The sequence below is a fragment of the Glaciimonas sp. GG7 genome, assembly GCF_052976905.1.
Map to the genome: position 1 here is coordinate 1 of NZ_JBRIIQ010000071.1, position 21,615 is coordinate 21,615.

The following is a 21,615-nucleotide window of genomic DNA, read 5'->3' on the forward strand; positions in this document are numbered from 1 at the left end:
CACGAGGCGGAGTTCCATATAGTGTATATGCTCAAAGGGTGGGCGCGTTTTATGTATGAAGATAGGGAAACACTCGTAGCCGAAGGGGACTGCGTACACCAAGCTCCGGGCATAAAACATTTTCTTTTTGATTACTCACTCGATATGGAGTACCTCGAGGTCGTGGGTCCAGCTAATTTTACAAGTGTCAACGCCAATTGGCCATGTCCGGTACCGAAGCCGTATCAGTGGTAAGGAACTTATATTTCAATCCGACGACACAGTGGAGCTGACGTTTCTTGGCCGAGACTCAATTTTTTTTGGGGAGGATTGAATGCTTCAGGGCTTTGAATCAGCTGGCGCTAACTATCTCGTTGCTCGTTACCGCTGCTTTCGGATAGATAGTGACTTCGTCTGGCTATACCTGGGCTAGTGTATCGGCTACCAGATGATGGAACCATTTATGCGCGACATCGTCGTGAATGCCGTAGACGAGAGCAGTTAAAACCGGAGGCAACCGATAAGACAGAATTCGCGATATATTTGTTGCCTCACGATCCACTGAGGAGGTTGTCATGCGAATGATCATCGAGGCACTAATTGACGATGGCGTTGGCGGCGGCGAGGCAATACGATAGTCTGAATTTGAATGGCTTGACGGCGATCTGAAGCAGCTAGGCCTGAGCTTGGCTGAAGGCCGAGGTCTGGTGCATGAGGCGCAGCACGCTTTGGTCAACGCATAGGCGCACGTTTTTGTTGTCGCTTCCAGGGCTTGCCCGCAGTGCGGTGCGGCGTTGTCGATCAAAGCGAAGCACACGATCCGATACCGAACAGTCTTCGGTAAGGTTTCGATCGACAGTCCGCAGCTGCGCGCGTGCAACTGCGCTCAACACCGCAGCACCAAGTCATTCAGTCCGCTTGCGCTTGCGATTCCGCTGCGGGTGAGTCCAGAGCTGGAGTACCTGCAGGTCAAATGGGCGGCGCATCTTCCCTATACCGTCGCCACCACCCTTTTGAAGGAGGTCTTGCCGGTGGATCAGGCGATCTCGACATCCGGGTTGAGGAATCGCGTCTGGGCGGTTGGTCAAGAACTGGATGACAAGGTCGAAAGCGCGATTCGTGGTGAACGAGAATATCCGCCGACCGGCCATCAGGCCGAGGTCGTCGCCCTTGCCGTGGATTCCGCTTGGTTGCGCCATCGCTTTACGCGCCAAGAAAAAGAACAGGCCCGAGTCGCCGATCTGTACCGATGGAAGCCATCCTTACCCTGTGACCGGCACGTGAACATCATTGCCGGACGTGCGGTTCGTGTCGATGGTAGATGCCGAGTTTACGGATACGTCAACAAGGAAGTCACTTCAGCTGCGACGCGGCTGGATCACTTTCTCTCGGAGCAAGGCATTGCGAAAGATCAAAAGATTACCGTTATTTCCGATGGTGCTGGCGAATTTGAGAAGGCGGTCGACGGATCTAAGAGACCGTTGAACCGCATTCTGGATTGGTTTCACATCGCCATAAAATTCCGTGCGATCGAACAATCGGCGTGGAAATTTCCCCATTTGCTGGCACCCAGCGGCCGGCCTGTTGCCGATGAAATCGCCAGTACCAAATGGCTCACGTGGCATGGCAAAGGCTCCGAAGCCGTCAAGCGAATCAAGAGCATCCACGACATGCTCGAGGTGACGCCCGAACATCCGGCGTACTCAGCGCTGTGGTGGAATCTTCGTGGGACGTATTGGTACCTCGAATCCAATAGCCGATATCTGGTCAACTATGGATGGCGCTATCGACGTGGAATGCCGATCAGCAGCATTGCCGAATCGGCAGTCAATGAAGTCGTCAGCTTGCGCTGCGCAAAGAAACGGCAGATGCGTTGGACTGATAAGGGGGCACACCTACTTGTTCAGGTTCGGATCTCGGTGCTAAATGGCGAGCTCAACATGCGCGAAATGCCTGAACCGCGACGATTTCCTCCAAACGAAAAAAGGATCGTCCGCTGCCAACGCTTTGCCTAGCAGTTGCCTCCGGTTTTAACTGCATGTCCCGTCCTAAAATAGGGTTACAAATTTAGCCTTTTTTCTTTGTAGAGATTTTTCTGGATTTAACTGCATTAAAAACAGACGCCTGATGCACTGCATCGGGCGTTTTGTATTGCAGTGCGAGATGCGGCCTTTCGTGGTTGTAGGTCTGTATAGACTGATCGATCATGATCGCTGCTTGGGCGAAATTGTCTGGCTTGACTGTGAGAAATTCATTTTTGATGATGCCATTAATCCGCTCAGCCAAGGCATTTTGATAGCAATCGTAACCATCTGTCATGGAGCATAAAACGTCGTGACTCTGGTGCAGTCGCTGATAGGCTGCTGAACAATATTGCAAGCCACGATCGGAGTGATGGATTAATTGTTGATCCGTAGCTCTTTTCTTGAGTGCCATTTTTAATGCCTTTGCAACGCCATCGGTGTGTAATGTCGGATGCAGATGATGTCCCATGATTTTGCGTGAATGCGCATCCGTGACCAGACTCAGGTAGGCCGTCGTTTCCCGCGTATCGATATAGGTAATATCAGCCACCCATAGCTGCTCGGCCATGCCGGGCTTGGGGGCATCTTTAATCAGGTTAGGATGCTTGAACATCCAATGTCTCGAATCGGTCGTCTTGTGGTAGCTCCGCTTCGGTTTGACCAGCATATGCGACATACGCAAACTACGAAACAAGCCATCGCGTCCAAGCTTGATCCCCGCCTCAGCGATGCGATCCTTTAACAAATAATGTAACTTGCGCGTACCGATGCGCGGCTGCTTCAGACGTACCTGCGTGACCATACTTTGCACAGTACTATTGCGAGCGGCAAGCGCTACCTGCGCGCCGATACGTTTGTAATACGTTTGTCGGCTAATCCCGAGCAACTGACAGGCCTTCGTAATACTCATGCCTTCTTTTCCCCGCAGGAGGTCAGTGGCCCGGGCGAAGGCTTTTGAGATCACTTGAGAAATTTCTTCCCTTTTTTACATCATCAACAACATCCATCAATTTTTCGTAGAGTCGACCTGTAGTCAAGCACTTAAGACTTTTAACATCCAAATTTCCATTTATATACGCACGAGAAGCAAGCTTGAAGCTCGTACAACAAGGATGACACTGATACTCGACATCCTGTTCATTAGCAGACGTGGTTATTTTCGACGGCGCACAATATTTCGTCATAAGATCCAACTACCTGCAAGTCGCCAGCTGCGTTGACAGTTTGTTGCGATGGGCGAAACAAAAAACCAAGGTCGGCCAAGTGCAGCATGGCGAGATCATTAAAGGCATCTCCCACGGCGAGAATGTGGTGCCCGGCCTCCTGAAAAACACGCACGGTTTCCTCTTTTCCTCGCCGTGGCAGGAAGTGACAACCATCAATCAATCCATCGTTTGCAACCGAAAGCCGGTGACATTGAAATTCCGGTGCGCCAAGCGGTACACAAAATTGCACTGCCAGCTCGATAAAGGCGTCGGAAACCACTAGCACACGATAGTTTCGGCTTAACGCCGATACGAAATCGGCTGCACCATCCAGCACCGGCAGCGTAGCCACGATGCGCTGGACGTCGATCAGCTTTAGCCCATGTTGGCGCAACAATGCAATGCGTCGCCGCATCAGCTGTGGGTAATCCGGTTCTTCCCGCGTCGTAATGGCCAGTCCGGGAATACCGGCACACAGTCCGATGTGCGGCCACATTTCTGGCGCTAGTACACCCTCCAGATCGATACATGCGATATTCATTGCTTGCCTTTCCTGGCCGTTTAATGGGTCATATTGGTAAAGGCCAAGGACACGCCGAGCCCCATTAAAATCGAACCGATCAGTTTGTCGATCACATTCTGGTGACTGATCATGCGGGACCGAAACGTCTGTTGCGAGAAAAATATGGCCACCAGTGCAAACCAAATGAAGTGGATGGCAGATATGAATAGGCCGTAGCTGAATTGGATTGTCAGTGGCGTCCCTGCTTGCACCACTTGGGTATAGGTACTAATGACAAACAGGGTCGTCTTCGGGTTTAGTACATTGGTCAAAAATCCATTGAGTAATACTTTGAAGGGCGACACAGGGACATCAAAATGCAGATCGATGACCAGCTTTGATTGGTTACGGAAGGTTTTCCATCCGATCACAATTAAATACAAGGCACCGACGATCTTGATTAATGTAAACAGCGAAGGCGAGTGCGCGATGACGAATCCAATACCGAACATCGTATAGAAAACATGCACCTGAACCCCGAGTGCAATACCGAGCGCAGCGAACAGGCCGGCATTGCTGCCATGCAGATAGCTGTTGCGAGTAACCATCGCGAAATCCGGGCCCGGGCTGATGGTAGCCAGTATGGTGATTAATGCAACAGCAATAAGCTCAGTCATAGGTCTCTCTTTCCATTATTGTGGTGATCGCACGGGGTCTCTGAATGACCTCGTGCGACATTCAGAAACTTATTTTTTGCGGTAGGTGACCACCAACACATCTCGATTTGCTGGTTGATCAATATCGAGCTGGACGATGGGCGTTACGCCGTGCAGCACATGCTGGTCATTGACGATCGCAGTATCGAACATGTTGGTCAACGTGAAACTGTCGATCTTTTGCTTATCCAAGTCATAGATCTGGGTGCAGCCGTTGACGATATTGGTCCGCTTGACCATCATCATGAGTACAAAGTTGACCCCGTCACGATGTATGCCTTCCGGTGTGGGCTTGCCTTCAACCGCAAGCTTGGCGTCAATACGGAACTGATGGATCTCGATATGCCAATGAGCGTACGGCGACAGTCGTCCGAAAATGCCACAGCACAAGCGCAGAATCGCCGTCATGGTCGCGCCACCCAAAATCTGAGGGACAATCGGCTGGAAATGGCGCGCAATATCACCGTTGAGATTGTTGTAGGTGAGGCTTTGGTAATGTGGTTGATGCGGCTCTATGTACACGATATGGCTCGATGGCAGCGCACGCAACGTGGCATGCCGGCGCGATCGGTAACGCCCGCCATCCGCCATATAGTCGTCGCATGGCAAATCGTTCCAGCTTTCTTGAAACGCTAACGCATCATCTAGTGGCTTAATCGAGCCTTCGGATAAATGCTGCAGCATCCTCTCAGACGGAATGAAACAACGATCCCTACGGCTAATTAGGCTGCACAATCGATCAATTGCCGTATCTGGCTCAGCATAAATCTGACCTTCATCTAGTAACGTTGTCATGTTGTGTATCTCCGGGCGAGGCTTCATTCGAAGCCTCCCTCATCAGTGAGTAATCATCGTCTTAATATGACAGGAAGATGACTTCCAGGCAGGATATCTGGACACAAATTATCTATATAATGTTCGGTGATAAAAAGCGATTAAACCTGTCGATAATGTGTGACTAAACCTGACTGATTATGGCTAGACAAGTACCACTCAATACGCTGCGTTTTTTCGAGGCGGCTGCAAGGCTGGGCAGTTTCGTCAAGGCTGCCGACGAGCTGCGGATCACGCATGGCGCAGTCAGCCGGCAAATTCGTTTGTTGGAAGAGTCGCTTGGCACGGATTTGTTCGAGCGCCGTAACCGTGGCGTTTTTCTGACGCCGCAAGGGGAGCAATTGTGGGCCGCTGCCCAGCAGGCATTTGAGCGTCTTGATGCAGCGATTGCTGCATTGCGCAAGCCAGCGTGCCATGTGCCTTTGGTGGTGTCGTGTGAGCCGACGATCTCAATGAAATGGCTAATACCTCGGTTAAGCGATTTTTACAACAAGCATCCCGAGATGCAACTCCACATTTTTGCCTCCGGCGGGCCGGTTGCATTCCAGCGCGATGGGGTTGACGTTGCATTACGTCGTAATGACTTCAATTGGGGTGCTGGTATCTATGCGGAAAAAGTGTGCGATGAGTGGATAGCACCAGTGTGCGCGCCAGCGCTATTGAAACAAGGTCAATTGCATTTGCCATTGCAAAAAGTGCTGCACACTTCCTCACGCATGACAGCTTGGACAAATTGGCGCAGTGTCAGCAAAACCGACACCGGACACGGCGACAGCCAGACCTATGAGCATTTCTATCTCAGTTTGCAAGCTGCCTGTGCCGGCTTGGGCGTGGCAATCGGCTCCGTGTTCATGGCGCAGGAAGAAATCGACAGCGGACGCTTAGTCGCGCCGTTTGGTTTTATGCGCGATGGTTCTGAATATTTCCTTCTTTCACCTCTACCGTTCGATAGTGATCCGCGCCGCGTCGCGTTCTTACAATGGATGCGTCAGCAAATGCATCATGCGCATCCTTGATACCCAATCAAAACGACCTGTCGGCGAATTTAAACACTCAATGTCGCAATATGCGTTAAAAGGGTACTGTCAACTTAAGGAACTGGTTTTTAAAGTTTCCCACTTTTCGTGGTTTTCATGAACTTTTCTAGTACTGAAATTGAAAATTTTTGAAGGATAGTAGCGAGATACCCACTTTCAGTCGTAAAATTTTCTGACTTTTCGTTAAGTTGACAGTACCCGTAATTATGCTCCGCTGCGCATAATTACGAATCCTTGCGGTCACCCTGCTAATGCGACATTAGAACCGAGGAAAAAGGAAATGTATTTAGTAGACTAAATATAGGCTTTTAAGTATAATTTATCTACTTAATGGACTAAATTTAGTCTATTAACTGTTTGCGGCGAGGCCACAGTCTGCTATACTTCAAATATTACCCGTCAACGGATAGAAAATTGATGTTGGACTTTGGATTTGCAACTGAGCAAGAAGTTCGAATCGAACTCGGCAAGCGTTTGCATGCGCAACGATTAATGCGAGGCCTATCCCAGGTGGAATTAGCAAAGCGGGCTGCCATTGGGGTAAGTACTTTAAAGCTTCTGGAAAGCAAGGGGCAATGCACATTGGAGAATTTCATGCGCGTAGCTCTAGGTCTGGGGTTGGCCGACGAAATGCAATCGCTCTTTATTCCTAAAATCAAGTCTATTTCGCAAATGGAGCAAGCTGAGCAGGCTAAGCGTGTACGCGCCCCCCGTAAGTCAGCCATCGCTAAACTTAAACAAAAAGCTGGTGCATCGCCTCTACGTCCACCCAAACCTCGCGCATGAAAAAAATTACAGTTTTCTTTTGTGGTTGGGGGCAACGCTGGCCCCTTGGAACCCTGGCCGATAATGGTAAAGATTTGTTGTTCGAGTACTCGCCAGAAGCAATAGCCAATGGCGTTGAATTCTCCGTGCGGCATCTCAAACTCCAAGCGGAGGCTTATGGCGGTTTTCCAGCCTATCAATTCAAATTGCCTGGGCTAATAGCTGATGCGTTGCCAGACGGATGGGGCCTGCTACTAATGGACAGGCTATTCAAGAAGAACTTCGGCCTTTCCCCGCATCAAATATCCCCGCTCGACCGACTCGCGTTCATCGCTGACCGCGCCATGGGAGCATTGACTTTTGAGCCGGCCATGAATATTGAAATGCCTCCGACAGACCTAAAACTACTAGAGCTGGCGACAGAGGTACAGACAGTGGTCGCCGACCGGGATACTGTCGCATTACGGCAATTGGTGGTGATTGGCGGCTCTCCGCAGGGAGCGAGACCGAAAGCTTTAGTGCAGTATGACGCGGCTGCCAATCTAGTTAGCACCCGAGAAGATGCGTCAGGATTGCCTTGGTTAGTCAAATTCCCGGGCAAATCTGAGCACAAAGAGGTGTGCGCAATAGAACACTGCTATGCGCAATTTGCCGCCGACTGCGGTTTGGACATGCCACGAACGCAGTATTTTGATTTGGACCGCCAATATGCGGCATTCGGAATAGAGCGCTTCGACCGTAATGCCGGACAGCGAGTGCCCACCCATACGCTAGCCGGTGCGCTGCATACTGACTTTCGTGTGCCGACTATCAGCTATCAGACGTTATTACGCAGTACGCGGGCCTTTACGCACAGCGAACACGAAGTCCGAAAAGCGTTCGAACGGTGCGTTTTTAACGTTGTATTCAATAACCGGGATGACCACTCCAAGAATTTCTCATTTCGTATGGACGAAACATTCTCTTGGAAGCTCGCACCTTGCTACGACTTAACCTTCTGTGAAGGTCCTGGCGGCGAACATCAGATGGATATCGAAGGAGAGGGTCGCAATCCGAGCAAGAAAGACCTGATGAAGCTGGCCGCTACCAACGGCATTGACTCATCCTGTGCGTCCGACACAATAGCGCGGCTTACGGGTATTGCAGGCGAGTTCAAAACGCTGGCAAAGAATTATGCAATTCGCCCGGCTACACGCAATAAGATTGCCAAAGCCATTGAGGAAAACCGGAAGCGCATGGTTTGATTACTGCTATTGACGAAATGTCTATTTTTGCTGCGTCACGGGAAATCGAAGTCTACCCTTTGGATTTTAAAGAAACGAGCCAACTGCGTATTAACACCCTTTCTGGGGGTCCCCGCCGGAACCGCCGAAAATTCCGCCCCCCTTGAATTGCTTTGTCAGACTGAGCTATACCCCATCCTGATGTCAGATACCGTTCGTAAATAACGTCAGGATAGAGTTGTATTTCAATTTTATTGACATATTTTACGAAAGGTAATAGAGTCTTTCCTGACATTATTAAGTAGGAAAGACAATGTGATGAGCGAAATAATTATTTACGAACCGACGGATGGTGGACACGTTACCGTTCGGCTTGAAGGCGAGAGCCTTTGGCTGACCCAAGAACAAATTGCCGACTTATTCCAGAGGGAGCGGTCGGTGATTACCAAGCATTTGCGCAACATCTTCAAGGATGGTGAACTGGTTGAAGAAAGCAATGTGCAAAATTTGCACATTGCCGGTTCGGACAAACCAGTGAAATTTTACAACCTCGACGCCATCATTTCTATTGGGTATCGCGTTAACTCCAAGCGCGGCACGCAATTTCGCCAATGGGCAACAGGTATTTTACGTGACCATTTGATGCAGGGCTGGACACTGGATCGCGCCCGCTTCGAGCACAACGCCGCCGAACTGGAAGCGGCACTAGCGCTGGTCAGGAAGACCGCGCAATCGCCCGACTTGATGACTGATACCGGACGAGGATTGGTCGAAATCGTTAGCCGCTATACCCAAACCTTCTTGTTGTTGCAACGCTATGACGAAGGATTATTGACCGATCCCAACGGGACGATGGGTGGCGTGATGCCGTCTCTTGGCGAAGCAAGGCAATCCATCGCGGGCTTGAAAGCCGATCTTATGTCCCGTGGCCAGGCCAGTGATCTTTTTGGGCTTGAACGCGGCGATGCGCTCGCCGCGCTTCTTGGCAATCTCGATCAATCCGTATTCGGCGAACCAGCCTATCCGACCATTGAACGCAAGGCTGCGCATTTATTGTATTTTGTCATCAAGAACCATCCGCTGGCAGATGGCAACAAGCGCACCGGCGCTTTCCTGTTCGTCGATTTTCTCAGCCGCAACGGCGCATTGATGCGGGATGGGCAGCCGGTCATCAATGATATTGGCCTTGCCGCATTGGCGTTACTGGTGGCTGAATCCGCCCCAACGCAAAAAGACACAATGATCCGCTTGATTGAAAACATGCTGGTCGGCGTGCGGTAACGGGTATGAACGGACAACGCATTGGATACATCCGGGTCAGCACCTTTGACCAGAACCCGGAACGGCAACTGGAAGGCGTCAAGGTTGATCGCGCTTTCACTGACATGGCATCGGGCAAGGATGTTAAGCGTCCGCAACTAGAAGCGCTGATTGATTTCGCTCGCACTGGCGACATCGTAGTGGTGCATAGCATGGACCGCCTGGCGCGTAATCTTGACGATTTGCGCCGTATCCTGCAAACACTGACACAGCGCGGCGTGCATATCGAATTCGTTAAAGAACATTTGTGTTTCACCGGTGAAGATTCTCCGATGGCGAATTTAATGCTGTCGGTCATGGGTGCGTTTGCCGAGTTTGAGCGCTCCCTGATCAAAGAGCGCCAGCACGAAGGCATCGCTAAGGCGATGCAGCGCGGCGCTTACCGTGGCCGCAAGAAGTCGCTTTCCGATCAAGAAATTGCCGGACTGCGACAGCGGGTTGCTGCTGGTGAAAAAAAAACCACGCTCGCTCGTGAATTTGGCATTAGCCGAGAAACGCTTTACCAATATTTACGCGCGCCGGAGTAACGTGTGCAAACCGCAAAGAGCGAGCGATTGACCGTCCTGTCTGAGGCCGAGCAGGAAGCGCTGTACGGCCTGCCGGACTTTGATGATGCACAGCGGCTGGAATATCTGGCATTGACGGAAACTGAACTGACGCTCGCCAGCAGCCGTTCCGGCCTCCATGCCCAGATCGGTACTGTCAACTTGCGGATTCGAAAAGATGAGTTCTGAGAATCGAGGCTGAACTGCCTGGATTTGGAGAAATAAGCGGGGAAGATTACAGGATTTTGTCTACACCGGTGACCTCATTCCAGAGTGAAAATGCGTCAGCCCGGACGTACCGGTACTGCTGCGCCGACAGGCGGTTGCGCTGACACCGGAAGATATTGTTGATCGGGCCGTGTGCCGACAAAAAGCGCTGTGCATGGCCGGGTGACTTGAAGCGGCGCATCTGTTTTTCTCGTTGCCGCGTCGGTTGGTGCGAGAGTTCGGCTCGGTTGTTCAGGCCCTTGTGCTGTCGATGCTCGACACCGGGCATGATTTGCTTCTTCGCTGCGGCGTAGCTTTTGAGTTTGTCGGTGACCAGCACTCGTGGGGCGTAACGCAAGCCCTTGAGGAGCTTGCGGAAAAAGCGTTTCGCCGCCTGCCGGTTACGCCGGCTTTGCATGAGGATATCGAGCACATGGCCCTCCTAGTCGACTGCACGCCACAGGTAATGGTGCCTGCCCTTGATGGTGAGCACCACCTCGTCGAGATGCCATTTGTCCCCGCGCTTCGGCTGACCCTGGCGCAGTTCATTGGCATATCCCTGGTCGAACTTCCATGTCCATTGGCGGATCGTCTCGTAGGTGACGATGATGCCCCGACTGGACATCAATTCCTCGATGTCACGAAAACTCAGCGAAAACCGGAAGTAGAGCCACACCACATGGCTGATGATTTTGGGAGGAAAGCGGAAGCCGCGGTAAATTTGGGAATTTTTCATCCCGCTACTTTACAAAATTTTGCCGGCTGCCGTAAGTTGACAGTACCTTACGTTCAATTGAATAACGGTTCACTACAGTTCTTTACTCCGTCCCCTGAATGGTGAGTTAAATCAAATGACACGACAGATAGGGTGACACAAGGGGAGGACGATTTTACGCATTCACGAATAAATCCCTACGTCTAGGCAACCAGACCGAAAATAACCGTTTTCAGACTCTTAAACGATTGCATGTTTTGCATAGATCATGCACAATTAATCATTGAAATCGTTCTTAATCTATAGAGGAGTAGATCATGCACAGCATGACTTTAGAGCAATTACGGGCTACTGCCAGCGCCGGTGGCGTTGTGGGCGTCACCTTGAAAGGGCGAGGCAGTGGATTCTTCATGGAGATTGCCACTCGTAGCGGGAATGACGCTGTTCTTTCCAAAGCTCGTAGCAGCGAACCACGTCGTTTTGGTACCCCAAACTCCGCGCTGATCGTGTTGCGTGAAATTGGTATTGCCGTTGCGCAGCTTGACGCTACTGACTGGAATCCAGACCAGAAAGAAATTACCCAGAGCCGGGAAAGCCGCGCTCAAGCGATGCGCGAAGCACACCAAGCCGCCGCCTATAGCAAGCTGCTGGCCGCCGAGATTCAGGAATCCATTGACGACCCCCGGCAGAGCATTGCGCACGATGAAGTCATGACACGGATGGACGCCCGTATTGCTCGTCACAAGGCAGCAGGAGGAAAGCGAGGATGAGCCAGCAGCCGCAGCATCACGAGCAGACCAATTAAGCTATGACGAATGCAAAAACTCCTTACCGTATAGTATGGCGACCGATCGCTGAGACGGATCTAGACAACATCGTTGATTACATCGCCCAAGACAACTCGACCAAAGCGGAAGAGTTTGGCCAAGAGCTGCGAGATAAAACATTGCTACTCGCACAACATCCCAATCTCGGCCGCATTGGACGGCCCGGCCTACCGGCTTTTGTGCGCGAATTAGTCGCACATCGAAACTATCTCATTTTTTATCGGGTGCTGGACGAGACCCACACCGTCGAAATTTTGCGAGTGAGGTACACGGCTCAACAGGTATCATGATGGTACTGTCAACTTAACGAAAAGTCAGAAAATTTTACGACTGAAAGTGGGTATCTCGCTACTATCCTTCAAAAATTTTCAATTTCAGTACTAGAAAAGTTCATGAAAACCACGAAAAGTGGGAAACTTTAAAAACCAGTTCCTTAAGTTGACAGTACCACAAAAGCTAGTATCGCTAGCCAACTCGGTATCGGCGAGGCCACCGTATATCGTATTTTAGCTGCCGAAAAAAGTGCTAAATAGATAACATAAGATGGGGAGTAGTTCAGATGGCATTGTTGGCGGCTATGTGCAAATTACCCCAAGTACTGGACGTAGCCGCTAAGTAATTAGCATAATTAAAGGTACTGTCAACTTAAGGAACTGGTTTTTAAAGTTTCCCACTTTTCGTGGTTTTCATGAACTTTTCTAGTACTGAAATTGAAAATTTTTGAAGGATAGTAGCGAGATACCCACTTTCAGTCGTAAAATTTTCTGACTTTTCGTTAAGTTGACAGTACCGTTAAAAGTGATATGGAACATAAGAGCCTCGATACTGTTACATATTGAAATCCCTACCTCAGGAAAATTTTATGAAAAACTATCGTTTGTTTAAACGCACCAAAAATGGACGATTTCGAATTCTGCGAATAGAATTTGTCTAGGTCATTGTTTTAAAAAGAACTCCAAATTATCTGGGCTTTAGGCGTAGCCCCCCCTAATGATTCAGCAATTACTCGCCGAAGGACAATGGAAGAAGCGTATGAATGGCGTGGACTTGAGAGCGCTGTCGCCGCTTATCTACGCGCATGTGAATCCGTATGGCCGGTTCGAATTGGATATGAACGTCCGCTTGCCCATTCATCGTGGGGCTGGGCTGATGGCTGCATAAAGTGCGCGGTCTTCAGTAGCGGTAATCATTTATAAATAAGTCAGGAACGTCAAATGGCAAAAAATAGTAGTGCGACACAAATTTACGCAATCAAAATCACTTTGCAAGATGTGAAGCCGACGATATGGCGTCGATTACATGTTGCTTCGGATATCAATCTTGCGCAACTACACCAGGTCATCCAGATCGCCATGGGCTGGACCGATTCGCACCTACATGAATTCGTGATTAGTGGCGAACGTTATGGTTCTATGGCGATGAACGACGAATTGGATCAGGAAATAGTAGACGAAAGTCAGATACGGTTAGACAAGGTAGCGGCTCCAAAGTCGCGCTTTATCTATGAATATGACTTCGGCGATGATTGGCGGCACGAAATCAAAATAGAGAAAATAGTCGATGCCAAGGTTGGCATAAAGACGCCGTATTGTGTCGGTGGCGAACTAGCGTGTCCGCCTGAGGATTGTGGTGGTGCCTGGGGTTATGTAGACATGTTGGAAAAACTGGCTGAGCCAGCCAATGAGGAACGATCCGAATTAATCGAGTGGCTAGGCTATGAATTCGACCCACAGCAATTTGATCTACATGAGATCAATGAAAATCTTCAGCATTTACAGAAATGAAAAAATCCTCGATAGATACACAAACCGCGCAAGTGAGCAGCATGACGACCGCGCTTGTCGGCGACATTCGTCATTTAATCCTGGAGGCCAAAGCAGGACTGGCGGCCACCGTCAATTCGACGTTGACGCTACTGTATTGGCGTATCGGGCAGCGTGTACACACCGAGATACTCAAAGGCGGGAGAGCTGAATATGGCGGGCAAATCGTTGCGACCTTAGCCCGGCAATTAGAGGCCGAACAGGGGCGTGGTTTCAGTACCAAGAACTTGCGCCATATGGTACGTTTTGCCGAAGCATTCCCTGATGTGGAAATTGTCTCGACGCTGTCGAGACAATTGGCATGGAGTCACTTTCTTGAAATTATCTATATAAAAGATGATCTCAAGCGTGATTTTTATGCGGAAATGTGTCGCCTGGAACGATGGAGTGTGCGCACGTTGCGACAACGCGCCGGTTCAATGTTGTTTGAACGCACAGCCCTATCGCGTAAGCCAGACGAATTGATTCAGCAAGAGTTGGCCGCACTGCGCACATCCGATCTGCTATCACCCACGCTAGTCCTGAAAGATCCCTATATCCTCGACTTCCTCGGGCTACAGGATCGGTACTTGGAAAAAACTTAGAAGATGCGATTCTGCGTGAATTGGAAAACTTTTTGTTGGAGCTAGGGGCTGGATTTTCTTTTGTTGCCCGCCAGAAAAGGCTGCAAATAGACAATGACGACTTCTACATTGACCTCCTGTTTTACAACCGCCGCCTTAAACGCTTAGTCGCCATAGAATTAAAACTAGGTGACTTTGAAGCTGCTCATAAGGGGCAGATGGAACTGTATCTGCGCTGGCTGGCCAAGCATGAACAGGAGCCAGGCGAGGCACCTCCTCTGGGCATCATTCTGTGTACCGGCAAAAAGCGTGAACAGATCGAATTGCTGGAATTAGATCAAACCGGTATCCACGTTGCCGAATACCTGACGGACCTGCCCCCTCGTCAACTGTTAGAAGAAAAGCTGCATGAAGCAGTAGCCTTATCGAAGGCACGACTTGAAAATCGAGCAAGTCCTACAGGTAGTGAAGAGGAGAGCGAAGCATGAATCCCGGTTCTAAAAATCTATTTACTATCACTAGAGCATGCTCTAATGATTTGCTTTCAGACAACCATAAAATGCCATCACTAGAATCATTTAATAATTTTGATAGTCTTGTTATCACATCATCCCTAACCCTTGTAATCGAAAAATGATCGTTGGCTACGCAAGAACTTCCACTATCGATCAAGTTGCTGATTTCGAAGCACAAATCGAAGCCTTGAAAAAAGCAGGTTGCGAAAAATTATTTAGTGAGCAGGTATCCTCTGTGGTCATTCGCGCGCAATTGGAAAACACCCTCGATTTTGTACGAGAAGGCGATGTGTTCGTGGTGACTAAACTGGATCGACTGGCGCGTTCCATTGCAAACCTGATGACGATTATTGAGGTGTTGGAGCGCAAACACGTGGGCGTGAGAATTCTTAATTTAGGGATGGATACCGAGACACCAACGGGTAAGTTGATGCGGTACTGTCAACTTAACGAAAAGTCAGAAAATTTTACGACTGAAAGTGGGTATCTCGCTACTATCCTTCAAAAATTTTCAATTTCAGTACTAGAAAAGTTCATGAAAACCACGAAAAGTGGGAAACTTTAAAAACCAGTTCCTTAAGTTGACAGTACCCCAAAAACCAGTGTGATAGCGGCACAGACGACGGCGATTATTGCGCGCTGGCTGATGTTTTTACGACGGCGTTGCACTGATGCTGAGTCGTTCACGATGGCTGGAATGATCGACGCTGGTCAATCTCATCTTCCTGTTGAACGTGAATATTTTAAGGTCCTTAAACCTTCGGGTTCATCCATCAATGGGATCTTGCCATCGTTGTGTACGCGGTGGTCGGCTGATGCATATTACCGATTACTGGAAGCGTGCTATTGGCGCTACGCGCGACGGTTCTGGCGGAAATGTCACCCACAGTCGCGCTGCTGGTATCGGCGTTTGCTTAAGGGCGAAACAGGCGTACTGGCACCGACGCCACGCATACTGGCGTTTTTATATTGGCGCATGACGTGGCAAGGATCTACTAACCCTTACTTGCTGCGTCGCAGTCATGCTCTGCCCTTCTATGGCATTGCTGAGTGGGAGGCTACACGACCAGTTACTGAGTTTGACGAAACCGATTTAGCTGCATTTGAAGAGGCGCTGGAAGCGTCATGGCGCGACTGGCTGGCATGTATTGATTTGCTCGGCGTGGAGATGTTAGAGCGAAATCCATGGCGCTTGCGCATCCGTCCGAGTACCTACATTAACTTATCTAAAAAGAAATAAAAATACACCATCAACTATTTTGCATAATTACTTCGCACAGTGCCGTAACTATTTGTTTTTAAAAGGAGTGAGTTTTAAAAAACGACAAGGTGTCAATTTGTTTGCACTTTTACTTCGTTTTTTTATCACTTTTACTTCGGTTGACGGCAGCCTTTGGCAAGCTCTTTGGTCACAAAGGATACATATCAAAAATATTGAGCGGGAAGCTTAAAAATAGTGGCGTCGAGTTGATTACCAAGGTGCGTAAAAATATGAAACTGGTGACGCATAGTCTCTTCGATGAGGCCATATTGCGCCAACGTTCATTGGTCGAAACAGTCTTTGATGAACTCAAAAATCTGTGTCAGATCGAGCATTCACGTCATCGCTCGCCAATGAACTTTACGGTTAATTTACTCGGTGGACTGGTCGCTTATTGTTTGATGCCCAAGAAACCAACTCTGCCTTTGCGGTTCGTTCGGGCTTTGGCAGGCGATTCTTCAACTAGCCTTATTCCGAACTGAGGTTAAATAGGCTAAAAAAGCAGTCATAGAGGCTTAACGTACTATTTTTTCCGTTTCCCCTGTTCTCCCCCTATTTGAAGTCATTAGTTTAGCGGTACGGCACGACTATTTCCAGGTCAAAATCCGACAGACTGCTAGGAGAGCGTGTAACCAGCAGCCTTGAGGTCTTTAGTGATGCCGTACGCAATTTCTTCGATATTGATATTAAACTTCTTGTATATCATTCCATGAACATCGCTCGGTAGAGTTACGTTACCGGTGTACAAGCAACATACGTTAGGCCGCCCCAGTTTCCCGACGAAGTAGCCGAACTCAAAGAGTACGTTGGGCCTAGCTCTGTATTCCTTTTGCCGCAGTTCGTCTGGTTTGATATCCTCATCTTTCAAGTATGCTATCTCATCCGGGGTTAGCAGGATGAACGCATACCCAACATCGCTGTGTTTTTCGAACTTCTCGATGACCGTCTGACCTTCATCTGCTTGTCGATGGAGAACAACTGGCTCAAGGCCGATTTCATGAAGAAATATTTCGAGATTAGTCTTAGCGACTTCATCTCGTCCGTGAACGACAAATACTTTACGACTGCGTTCCGCCTGGAACTTGGTTGACATGGTTTCCGTCAATTCGCTATGGAGTGCAGCATTGAGTTGAAACAGCTCAAGACGCTCAATAATTGAACTGATGCGATGGATTTTATCGTCAATGTTCTTGTAGTAGTCGGCAATTTCTTCGCCAAGTGAACGTCGATCCATACCGATCACCATCGCACCCCACCAGCTATACTCCGTTGCCAGGGTGTCGGTCGTAAACATCTGTTTTAGCAGTTCGACATTGAAAGAGTTCCAGGTGTTGCAGTCGTTCTTTGCGGCATCCAACGCTTGTTGACTGCTAATTTGAGTCCGCTTCAACTCCAAACCTTTCTCTATCCGATGCTGCAGGCGGGTCTTCGCGTCCTCACGTGGTATTGTCAACTCATTCGGCTGCTTTGGTTCATTAGATTTATTTATTGGTTTGCGTGTCACAGGTACTCCTGATCGAAATATGCTCGTGTATCCGTAAGGTCAACCTTGGCCAAACGGTATTTGTAATCGGCGGTCACGATAGCAGAATCACCTGACACGCAAAAAAATAGCTTGAATCAACTATTGAGGCATCAACTAGCTTGAAAATTTCCGCCACTGGGCCAACCCGGTGCGAGCACGAAGGATCTGTATACCACCGGCTCACGCCGTCATGATCTGGTCGCTCCAATGCAGTGTATCGATCTCGATCGTCACCCGATGAATTTTTACTTCTGGCACCTTGGCTTTACCTTTTCCTCCGTGCAGAATCACGAAACCGGCGTCCACGAGTTTGCTCAGTGTCCGACTGACGTTCGGCTCTGCCCGTTGCATGATCGCTGCCAAGGCCGCTACTGATTGTGGCTTGTGCTCATCGATCACGGCCAGCAGCGCCCGGTTCTCTCGCGTCAGCAAGCGTGCCATGGCCTCGACCGATTCAAACGAGGTCTGTGACGCATCCGCCGGGACGGCTCTCTCTCCGCGCGCGACGCCCGTCATTTCTGCGCGCAATGCTTTCAGTGACTGAATTTTCAACGTGTTCATTTGTCTTTCTCCTCTCGATCGGCAACAATTTCAAACGCGACACCCAATTCCTCTAGGATGCGCTCCGCTTCATCAAAAAAATCATCCAGTAACTGTACTGCTGACACAAAAAGGTAGGGGCGCCCGGCGTCCTGGGTAGTTCGGTGCCAGTGATCCGCTTGCCTTGCGGCTGGTACAAAGGCTCTCCCTTTGTGTGCAACGGGATGCGCATTATCAAAGCCCATCAAACGCTGTCCATTCGGATCGTGCAAGGTTAGCGAATACGCTATTCCATGAGGGACGCGCTCTGATTTTTCTACCGTGCGGACTTCGAATTTCAAAAAGTGCCCGGTCAATAAAAAATGGCGTCGGCCATCGTAGCCCAGGAGATGCTCTAGTTCGTATTCGGGAATATTCATAAAATTATTATATCCTATCGAGATAGGATAGGATATAAGTCAATGCACTTGTCTACGCTTGCGTTGTACTAAAAAGCACCAAATGCGATGGACCGATAAAGGTGCGCATTTGCTGGTGCAGGTCCGTTTGGCGGTCTTGAATGGCGTGCTGAAGATGCGAGAAAAAATATCGCGTCGTTTTCCAAACAGGAACAAGGATGACCATCAAACGAACACCTGGCATGGTTACCTTCGGTTTTAACTGCACTCGTCTACGGTCAATGTTACCCAGTTGTTACCGTAACGATACTGACATCAGATTACTTAGTGACATATTATTTCAATAAGGGTATTCGAAGCGAAGCTGCAACGAGTGACATTTTAAAATCCCAATGCCCTTAAAACTCATGTTTCGTGTTCGATCCGCGAGGAACTGTTTCTAGAATGTATTTTAGTGGGTTAAAAAGCTTTTTTGCCTGCTCTTATAGCAAGCCGTTTTGGTCTCAAAAAACCGCGTATTCATGCAGTAGCAGCCAGAAAGCCTTTTCCAGCAAGGCTTCAGCCAAATGTTGTCAGATTGGACCGTCGTTCCCAATGGGCCTATATAGTTAGGTGCCACAATTCACCACATCAATTCAAAGGAGAATCAAAATGGCAGGCATACCAAACGGCATCAATGCGTGGATTTTTTTGAATGAGGATGAACCACCCAGCACTAACTACAATAGCCCAAACAGTTGCTATCAATCGCTCATCAATTACCAAGCTTACAACAGCATAGCTTCTCTTGGCATTAGTTTTTTTGAGGTAACCCCGGTCACAAATGGTTACACCATTGAAATCGGCAGCTCATCTCATGAGGGGGGGGCTAAGTAATCAAGATTATTTGAATTTTGTACTCAGTGATGCACGCCAAATCAATCCGAATATCAAGTTTTTGGCTACCATGGTGTATTCGGGCAATAACACTTTGGCCGGAATTTTTTCAGACAATGGAGATCCGCAAACACAGGCTAGCGCATTTGCCAATAATTTAGTTATATACCTAAAAGATAATGGAATGAATGGTTTGGATGTTGATTGGGAAGGAGATGTATCCACTAAAATGACCCAATCGCAGTTTAAAACCTTATTTTCCACAATTCGTCAGGTGTTTGATCAGCAGCCGGTAAAATATTATCTGTCATTCACGCCTGCATGGCCCACTCCAACGATTGATTATTCTACCGTCAATAGCGCGTTCGATTTCGTCTCACCTCAATTTTACGATGGCACTCCGCTATCAAGCTTTCTCGATGCCGGAATATCCCCATCCAAGATCGGCTATGGGGCACAGTTTGAGCCGGGCAATGCAGCGCCCAACGCAAGCGCACAACAGGTATGGAGCGCTGTTTCGCAGGGGTTTACTTACAACAGTAGCCAGTATAATTATTTAGACATTTTCGTTTGGCGCCTAAATTCGGGTAACTTTCAGTTTGAGCAAGCGCAGTTCATGATTCTTTATCAGCTCGCGAACCCGCCTGCCAGTAATACCTTCGACGACACCCCGATTATTGGTGCAGCGGGTAATCCCAATATTACACAAATGACGATCCAATGTGGCGACGTACTTAACGCCATTCAGACCGTCAATACCGGGACGGGCCCATACAACATCGGTACTCAGCAGAATATGGAAACTGGGATATTTTCATTGTTGCAACATGGTGGAAATAGCGGAGGAAGCCAATTGGTCAGTATTCCGTTAAACGATCCGATTATGTCAATTTCTGGCTACACCGGTTTATGGTATGGCTGGCAATCTGTTTTGCAACTCACGTTGACCGGAAAAAGCGGAGCTATTTATGGCCCATTCGGCACCATGGCCAATTCAACCTCCCAGACCGCTTTCTCTCAGTCTGCTTCACTTGGGCAGAGCATGGTTGCCGTTAGCGGATCCACTGTGACGGTGCCGTTGGCAGACGGTAGCCAGACAGCAATCATTGCAAGTCTCAATGCTGTCTTTGCCTAAGCCATAATTGTCGTCAATCGAAGTAAATCTGGAAACAAACCAATATCCGTAAGTCCCTGAATTTATAGGGGTAGCTCTTCTTTTGTTTGTACTTTTGCTTCGGCAATGTGCGAAGTAAAGTTGATACATCCTGGAAATTCGAAGTAAAACTGCTAAATTGTAAAAAAATAAGCGGAGAGCCGCATCGTTGGTGGCTTTTTGCCGCCACGTTTCACTTTTTCGATCGATAGCGCTCACCCGAAAGGGCATCGCATTTTTCTGTGTGGGCACCCCAACAGGTGTAACAGGCGCAGCGCGTTAATTGAACAAAAGTTAGCGCTATCATTACGTCGTATTGAAAACGCATTCTTGGGCGAACCTCTGAAATTCTTACCGCCGCTTCTGTGTGAATAGTTACGCTTGTGTCCGCTTTGGCTATCATTTCAATTTGCATCAGCTAAGATCATTCATCAATGTAATCTTGCCGTCGCGGCGTGACGACATTTTTGGCGGAAGTGTCACCCATAGGCGCTCTGCGGGCATCGGCGCATGACATGGTAAGGATGTACCAACCCTTACCTGCTTCGTCGCAGTAATGGCCTGCCCTTTTATAGCAGCGCTGACTGGAAGACTGCCCAATTGGTTACTGAGTTTGAAGAAACGGATTTATCTGCATTTTAAGAGGCGAAGGATGCGTCCTGGCGCGAATGGCTAGTGTGCATCGACTGCGCGACGTGGAGGTTTTAGAACGAAATCCATGGCGCTTGCACATCCGTTCCAGTGCCTACATTAACTTATCTAAAAGAAATAAAAACGCACCATCAACTATTTTGCAGAATTACTTCGCAAAGTGCCGTAACTATTTGTTTTTAAAAGGAGTGAGTTTTCGAAAGCGACAGAGCGTCAACTTGTTAATACTTTTACTTCGTTTTTTTATCAACTTTACTTCGGTTGACGAATGGACATCCCCTTCCTGCGCCAGCCAATTAATGCGCAGCTCGACGCGCTGACGGCCGAGCTGCGCACGCAATGGCTGGCATTCAACAGGGTACTGTCAACTTAAGGAACTGGTTTTTAAAGTTTCCCACTTTTCGTGGTTTT

21 protein-coding genes and 7 pseudogenes are annotated in these 21,615 nt (G+C 48.9%); 20 read left to right on the plus strand and 8 right to left on the minus strand.

The window, feature by feature from the left end; translation table 11 throughout:
* Nucleotides 1–234 (plus strand): annotated as a pseudogene (locus tag ACVBEF_RS15180) (cupin domain-containing protein); the annotation flags it as partial.
* A 518-nt stretch (nt 235–752) separates the two neighbouring features.
* Nucleotides 753–1,994, plus strand: a pseudogene (locus tag ACVBEF_RS15185) (ISKra4 family transposase); the annotation flags it as partial.
* A gap of 52 nt (nt 1,995–2,046) precedes the next feature.
* Here ACVBEF_RS15185 and ACVBEF_RS15190 read toward each other — a convergent pair.
* From ACVBEF_RS15190 to ACVBEF_RS15205, 4 genes are all read right to left on the minus strand, one after another.
* Nucleotides 2,047–2,967: an IS3 family transposase gene (locus tag ACVBEF_RS15190; RefSeq protein WP_447124782.1), complete on the minus strand. Its 921-nt coding sequence runs from the start codon at nt 2,965–2,967 to the stop codon at nt 2,047–2,049.
* Between the two features lie 176 nt (nt 2,968–3,143).
* Nucleotides 3,144–3,749, minus strand: coding sequence for a bifunctional phosphoserine phosphatase/homoserine phosphotransferase ThrH (thrH, locus tag ACVBEF_RS15195; RefSeq protein WP_447124783.1), 606 nt, complete (start codon nt 3,747–3,749; stop codon nt 3,144–3,146).
* Between the two features lie 20 nt (nt 3,750–3,769).
* On the minus strand, nt 3,770–4,387 hold the full coding sequence (locus tag ACVBEF_RS15200; RefSeq protein ID WP_447124784.1) for a LysE family translocator: 618 nt from the start codon (nt 4,385–4,387) through the stop codon (nt 3,770–3,772).
* Between the two features lie 69 nt (nt 4,388–4,456).
* A complete protein-coding gene (locus ACVBEF_RS15205) occupies nt 4,457–5,221 on the minus strand; it encodes a 2OG-Fe dioxygenase family protein (protein ID WP_447124785.1) in 765 nt (254 codons plus the stop codon).
* 179 nt (nt 5,222–5,400) lie between these two features.
* On the opposite strand from ACVBEF_RS15205, the gene ACVBEF_RS15210 reads away from it, so the two are divergent.
* The 6 genes from ACVBEF_RS15210 (at nt 5,401) to ACVBEF_RS15235 (ending at nt 10,339) form a co-directional block, all read left to right on the plus strand.
* Entirely contained in the window at nt 5,401–6,276 is an 876-nt protein-coding gene (locus tag ACVBEF_RS15210) for a LysR family transcriptional regulator (protein ID WP_447124786.1), read from the plus strand.
* 615 nt (nt 6,277–6,891) lie between these two features.
* Complete coding sequence (locus tag ACVBEF_RS15215; RefSeq protein ID WP_447124787.1) at nt 6,892–7,083, plus strand: hypothetical protein; 192 nt, start codon at nt 6,892–6,894, stop codon at nt 7,081–7,083.
* Entirely contained in the window at nt 7,080–8,306 is a 1,227-nt protein-coding gene (locus ACVBEF_RS15220; protein WP_447124788.1) for a type II toxin-antitoxin system HipA family toxin, read from the plus strand. The genes ACVBEF_RS15215 and ACVBEF_RS15220 overlap by 4 nt, the downstream gene beginning before the upstream one ends.
* A gap of 297 nt (nt 8,307–8,603) precedes the next feature.
* Nucleotides 8,604–9,566, plus strand: coding sequence for a RhuM family protein (gene rhuM, locus ACVBEF_RS15225; protein WP_447124789.1), 963 nt, complete (start codon nt 8,604–8,606; stop codon nt 9,564–9,566).
* 5 nt (nt 9,567–9,571) lie between these two features.
* On the plus strand, nt 9,572–10,132 hold the full coding sequence (locus ACVBEF_RS15230) for a recombinase family protein (RefSeq protein WP_447124790.1): 561 nt from the start codon (nt 9,572–9,574) through the stop codon (nt 10,130–10,132).
* 3 nt (nt 10,133–10,135) lie between these two features.
* Entirely contained in the window at nt 10,136–10,339 is a 204-nt protein-coding gene (locus ACVBEF_RS15235) for a hypothetical protein (RefSeq protein WP_447124802.1), read from the plus strand.
* 46 nt (nt 10,340–10,385) lie between these two features.
* Here ACVBEF_RS15235 and ACVBEF_RS15240 read toward each other — a convergent pair.
* A pseudogene (locus tag ACVBEF_RS15240) lies at nt 10,386–11,093 on the minus strand (IS6 family transposase).
* Nucleotides 11,094–11,389: 296 nt separating this feature from the next.
* Between ACVBEF_RS15240 and ACVBEF_RS15245 the strand changes: the two are divergent.
* The 9 genes and pseudogenes from ACVBEF_RS15245 to ACVBEF_RS15285 form a co-directional block, all read left to right on the plus strand.
* Nucleotides 11,390–11,842, plus strand: coding sequence for an antitoxin PaaA2 family protein (locus ACVBEF_RS15245; protein ID WP_447124791.1), 453 nt, complete (start codon nt 11,390–11,392; stop codon nt 11,840–11,842).
* A 38-nt stretch (nt 11,843–11,880) separates the two neighbouring features.
* Nucleotides 11,881–12,189 carry a type II toxin-antitoxin system RelE/ParE family toxin gene (locus ACVBEF_RS15250; protein WP_447124792.1) on the plus strand — a complete coding sequence of 103 codons (309 nt, stop codon included), beginning with the start codon at nt 11,881–11,883 and terminating at the stop codon, nt 12,187–12,189.
* A gap of 168 nt (nt 12,190–12,357) precedes the next feature.
* A pseudogene (locus tag ACVBEF_RS15255) lies at nt 12,358–12,432 on the plus strand (hypothetical protein); the annotation flags it as partial.
* Between the two features lie 457 nt (nt 12,433–12,889).
* Complete coding sequence (locus tag ACVBEF_RS15260) at nt 12,890–13,060, plus strand: hypothetical protein (RefSeq protein WP_447124793.1); 171 nt, start codon at nt 12,890–12,892, stop codon at nt 13,058–13,060.
* Nucleotides 13,061–13,113: 53 nt separating this feature from the next.
* The gene (locus ACVBEF_RS15265; RefSeq protein ID WP_447124794.1) at nt 13,114–13,683 is read left to right on the plus strand and encodes a plasmid pRiA4b ORF-3 family protein; all 570 of its coding nucleotides are present in this window, start codon (nt 13,114–13,116) and stop codon (nt 13,681–13,683) included.
* A 41-nt stretch (nt 13,684–13,724) separates the two neighbouring features.
* Nucleotides 13,725–14,773 (plus strand): annotated as a pseudogene (locus ACVBEF_RS15270) (PDDEXK nuclease domain-containing protein).
* A 145-nt stretch (nt 14,774–14,918) separates the two neighbouring features.
* Nucleotides 14,919–15,365, plus strand: a complete 447-nt coding sequence (locus ACVBEF_RS15275) for a recombinase family protein (RefSeq protein WP_447124795.1) — start codon at nt 14,919–14,921, stop codon at nt 15,363–15,365.
* A gap of 39 nt (nt 15,366–15,404) precedes the next feature.
* A complete protein-coding gene (locus ACVBEF_RS15280) occupies nt 15,405–16,040 on the plus strand; it encodes a hypothetical protein (protein WP_447124796.1) in 636 nt (211 codons plus the stop codon).
* Nucleotides 16,041–16,183: 143 nt separating this feature from the next.
* Nucleotides 16,184–16,543 (plus strand): annotated as a pseudogene (locus tag ACVBEF_RS15285) (transposase); the annotation flags it as partial.
* A gap of 134 nt (nt 16,544–16,677) precedes the next feature.
* Here the strand turns inward: ACVBEF_RS15285 and ACVBEF_RS15290 are convergent.
* From ACVBEF_RS15290 to ACVBEF_RS15300, 3 genes are all read right to left on the minus strand, one after another.
* Nucleotides 16,678–17,565 (minus strand): TIR domain-containing protein, encoded by an 888-nt coding sequence (locus ACVBEF_RS15290; RefSeq protein ID WP_447124797.1) that lies wholly within the window; start codon nt 17,563–17,565, stop codon nt 16,678–16,680.
* A gap of 201 nt (nt 17,566–17,766) precedes the next feature.
* Nucleotides 17,767–18,147: an HVO_A0114 family putative DNA-binding protein gene (locus ACVBEF_RS15295; RefSeq protein WP_447124798.1), complete on the minus strand. Its 381-nt coding sequence runs from the start codon at nt 18,145–18,147 to the stop codon at nt 17,767–17,769.
* Nucleotides 18,144–18,545 carry a toxin-antitoxin system TumE family protein gene (locus tag ACVBEF_RS15300; RefSeq protein ID WP_447124799.1) on the minus strand — a complete coding sequence of 134 codons (402 nt, stop codon included), beginning with the start codon at nt 18,543–18,545 and terminating at the stop codon, nt 18,144–18,146. The genes ACVBEF_RS15295 and ACVBEF_RS15300 overlap by 4 nt, the downstream gene beginning before the upstream one ends.
* A 61-nt stretch (nt 18,546–18,606) precedes the next feature.
* Here ACVBEF_RS15300 and ACVBEF_RS15305 point away from each other — a divergent pair.
* The 3 genes and pseudogenes from ACVBEF_RS15305 to ACVBEF_RS15315 form a co-directional block, all read left to right on the plus strand.
* A pseudogene (locus tag ACVBEF_RS15305) lies at nt 18,607–18,786 on the plus strand (hypothetical protein); the annotation flags it as partial.
* A gap of 389 nt (nt 18,787–19,175) precedes the next feature.
* Complete coding sequence (locus ACVBEF_RS15310; RefSeq protein ID WP_447124800.1) at nt 19,176–19,400, plus strand: hypothetical protein; 225 nt, start codon at nt 19,176–19,178, stop codon at nt 19,398–19,400.
* A gap of 10 nt (nt 19,401–19,410) precedes the next feature.
* Complete coding sequence (locus tag ACVBEF_RS15315; RefSeq protein ID WP_447124801.1) at nt 19,411–20,535, plus strand: glycoside hydrolase family 18 protein; 1,125 nt, start codon at nt 19,411–19,413, stop codon at nt 20,533–20,535.
* The last annotated feature ends 1,080 nt before the right edge of the window (nt 20,536–21,615 follow it).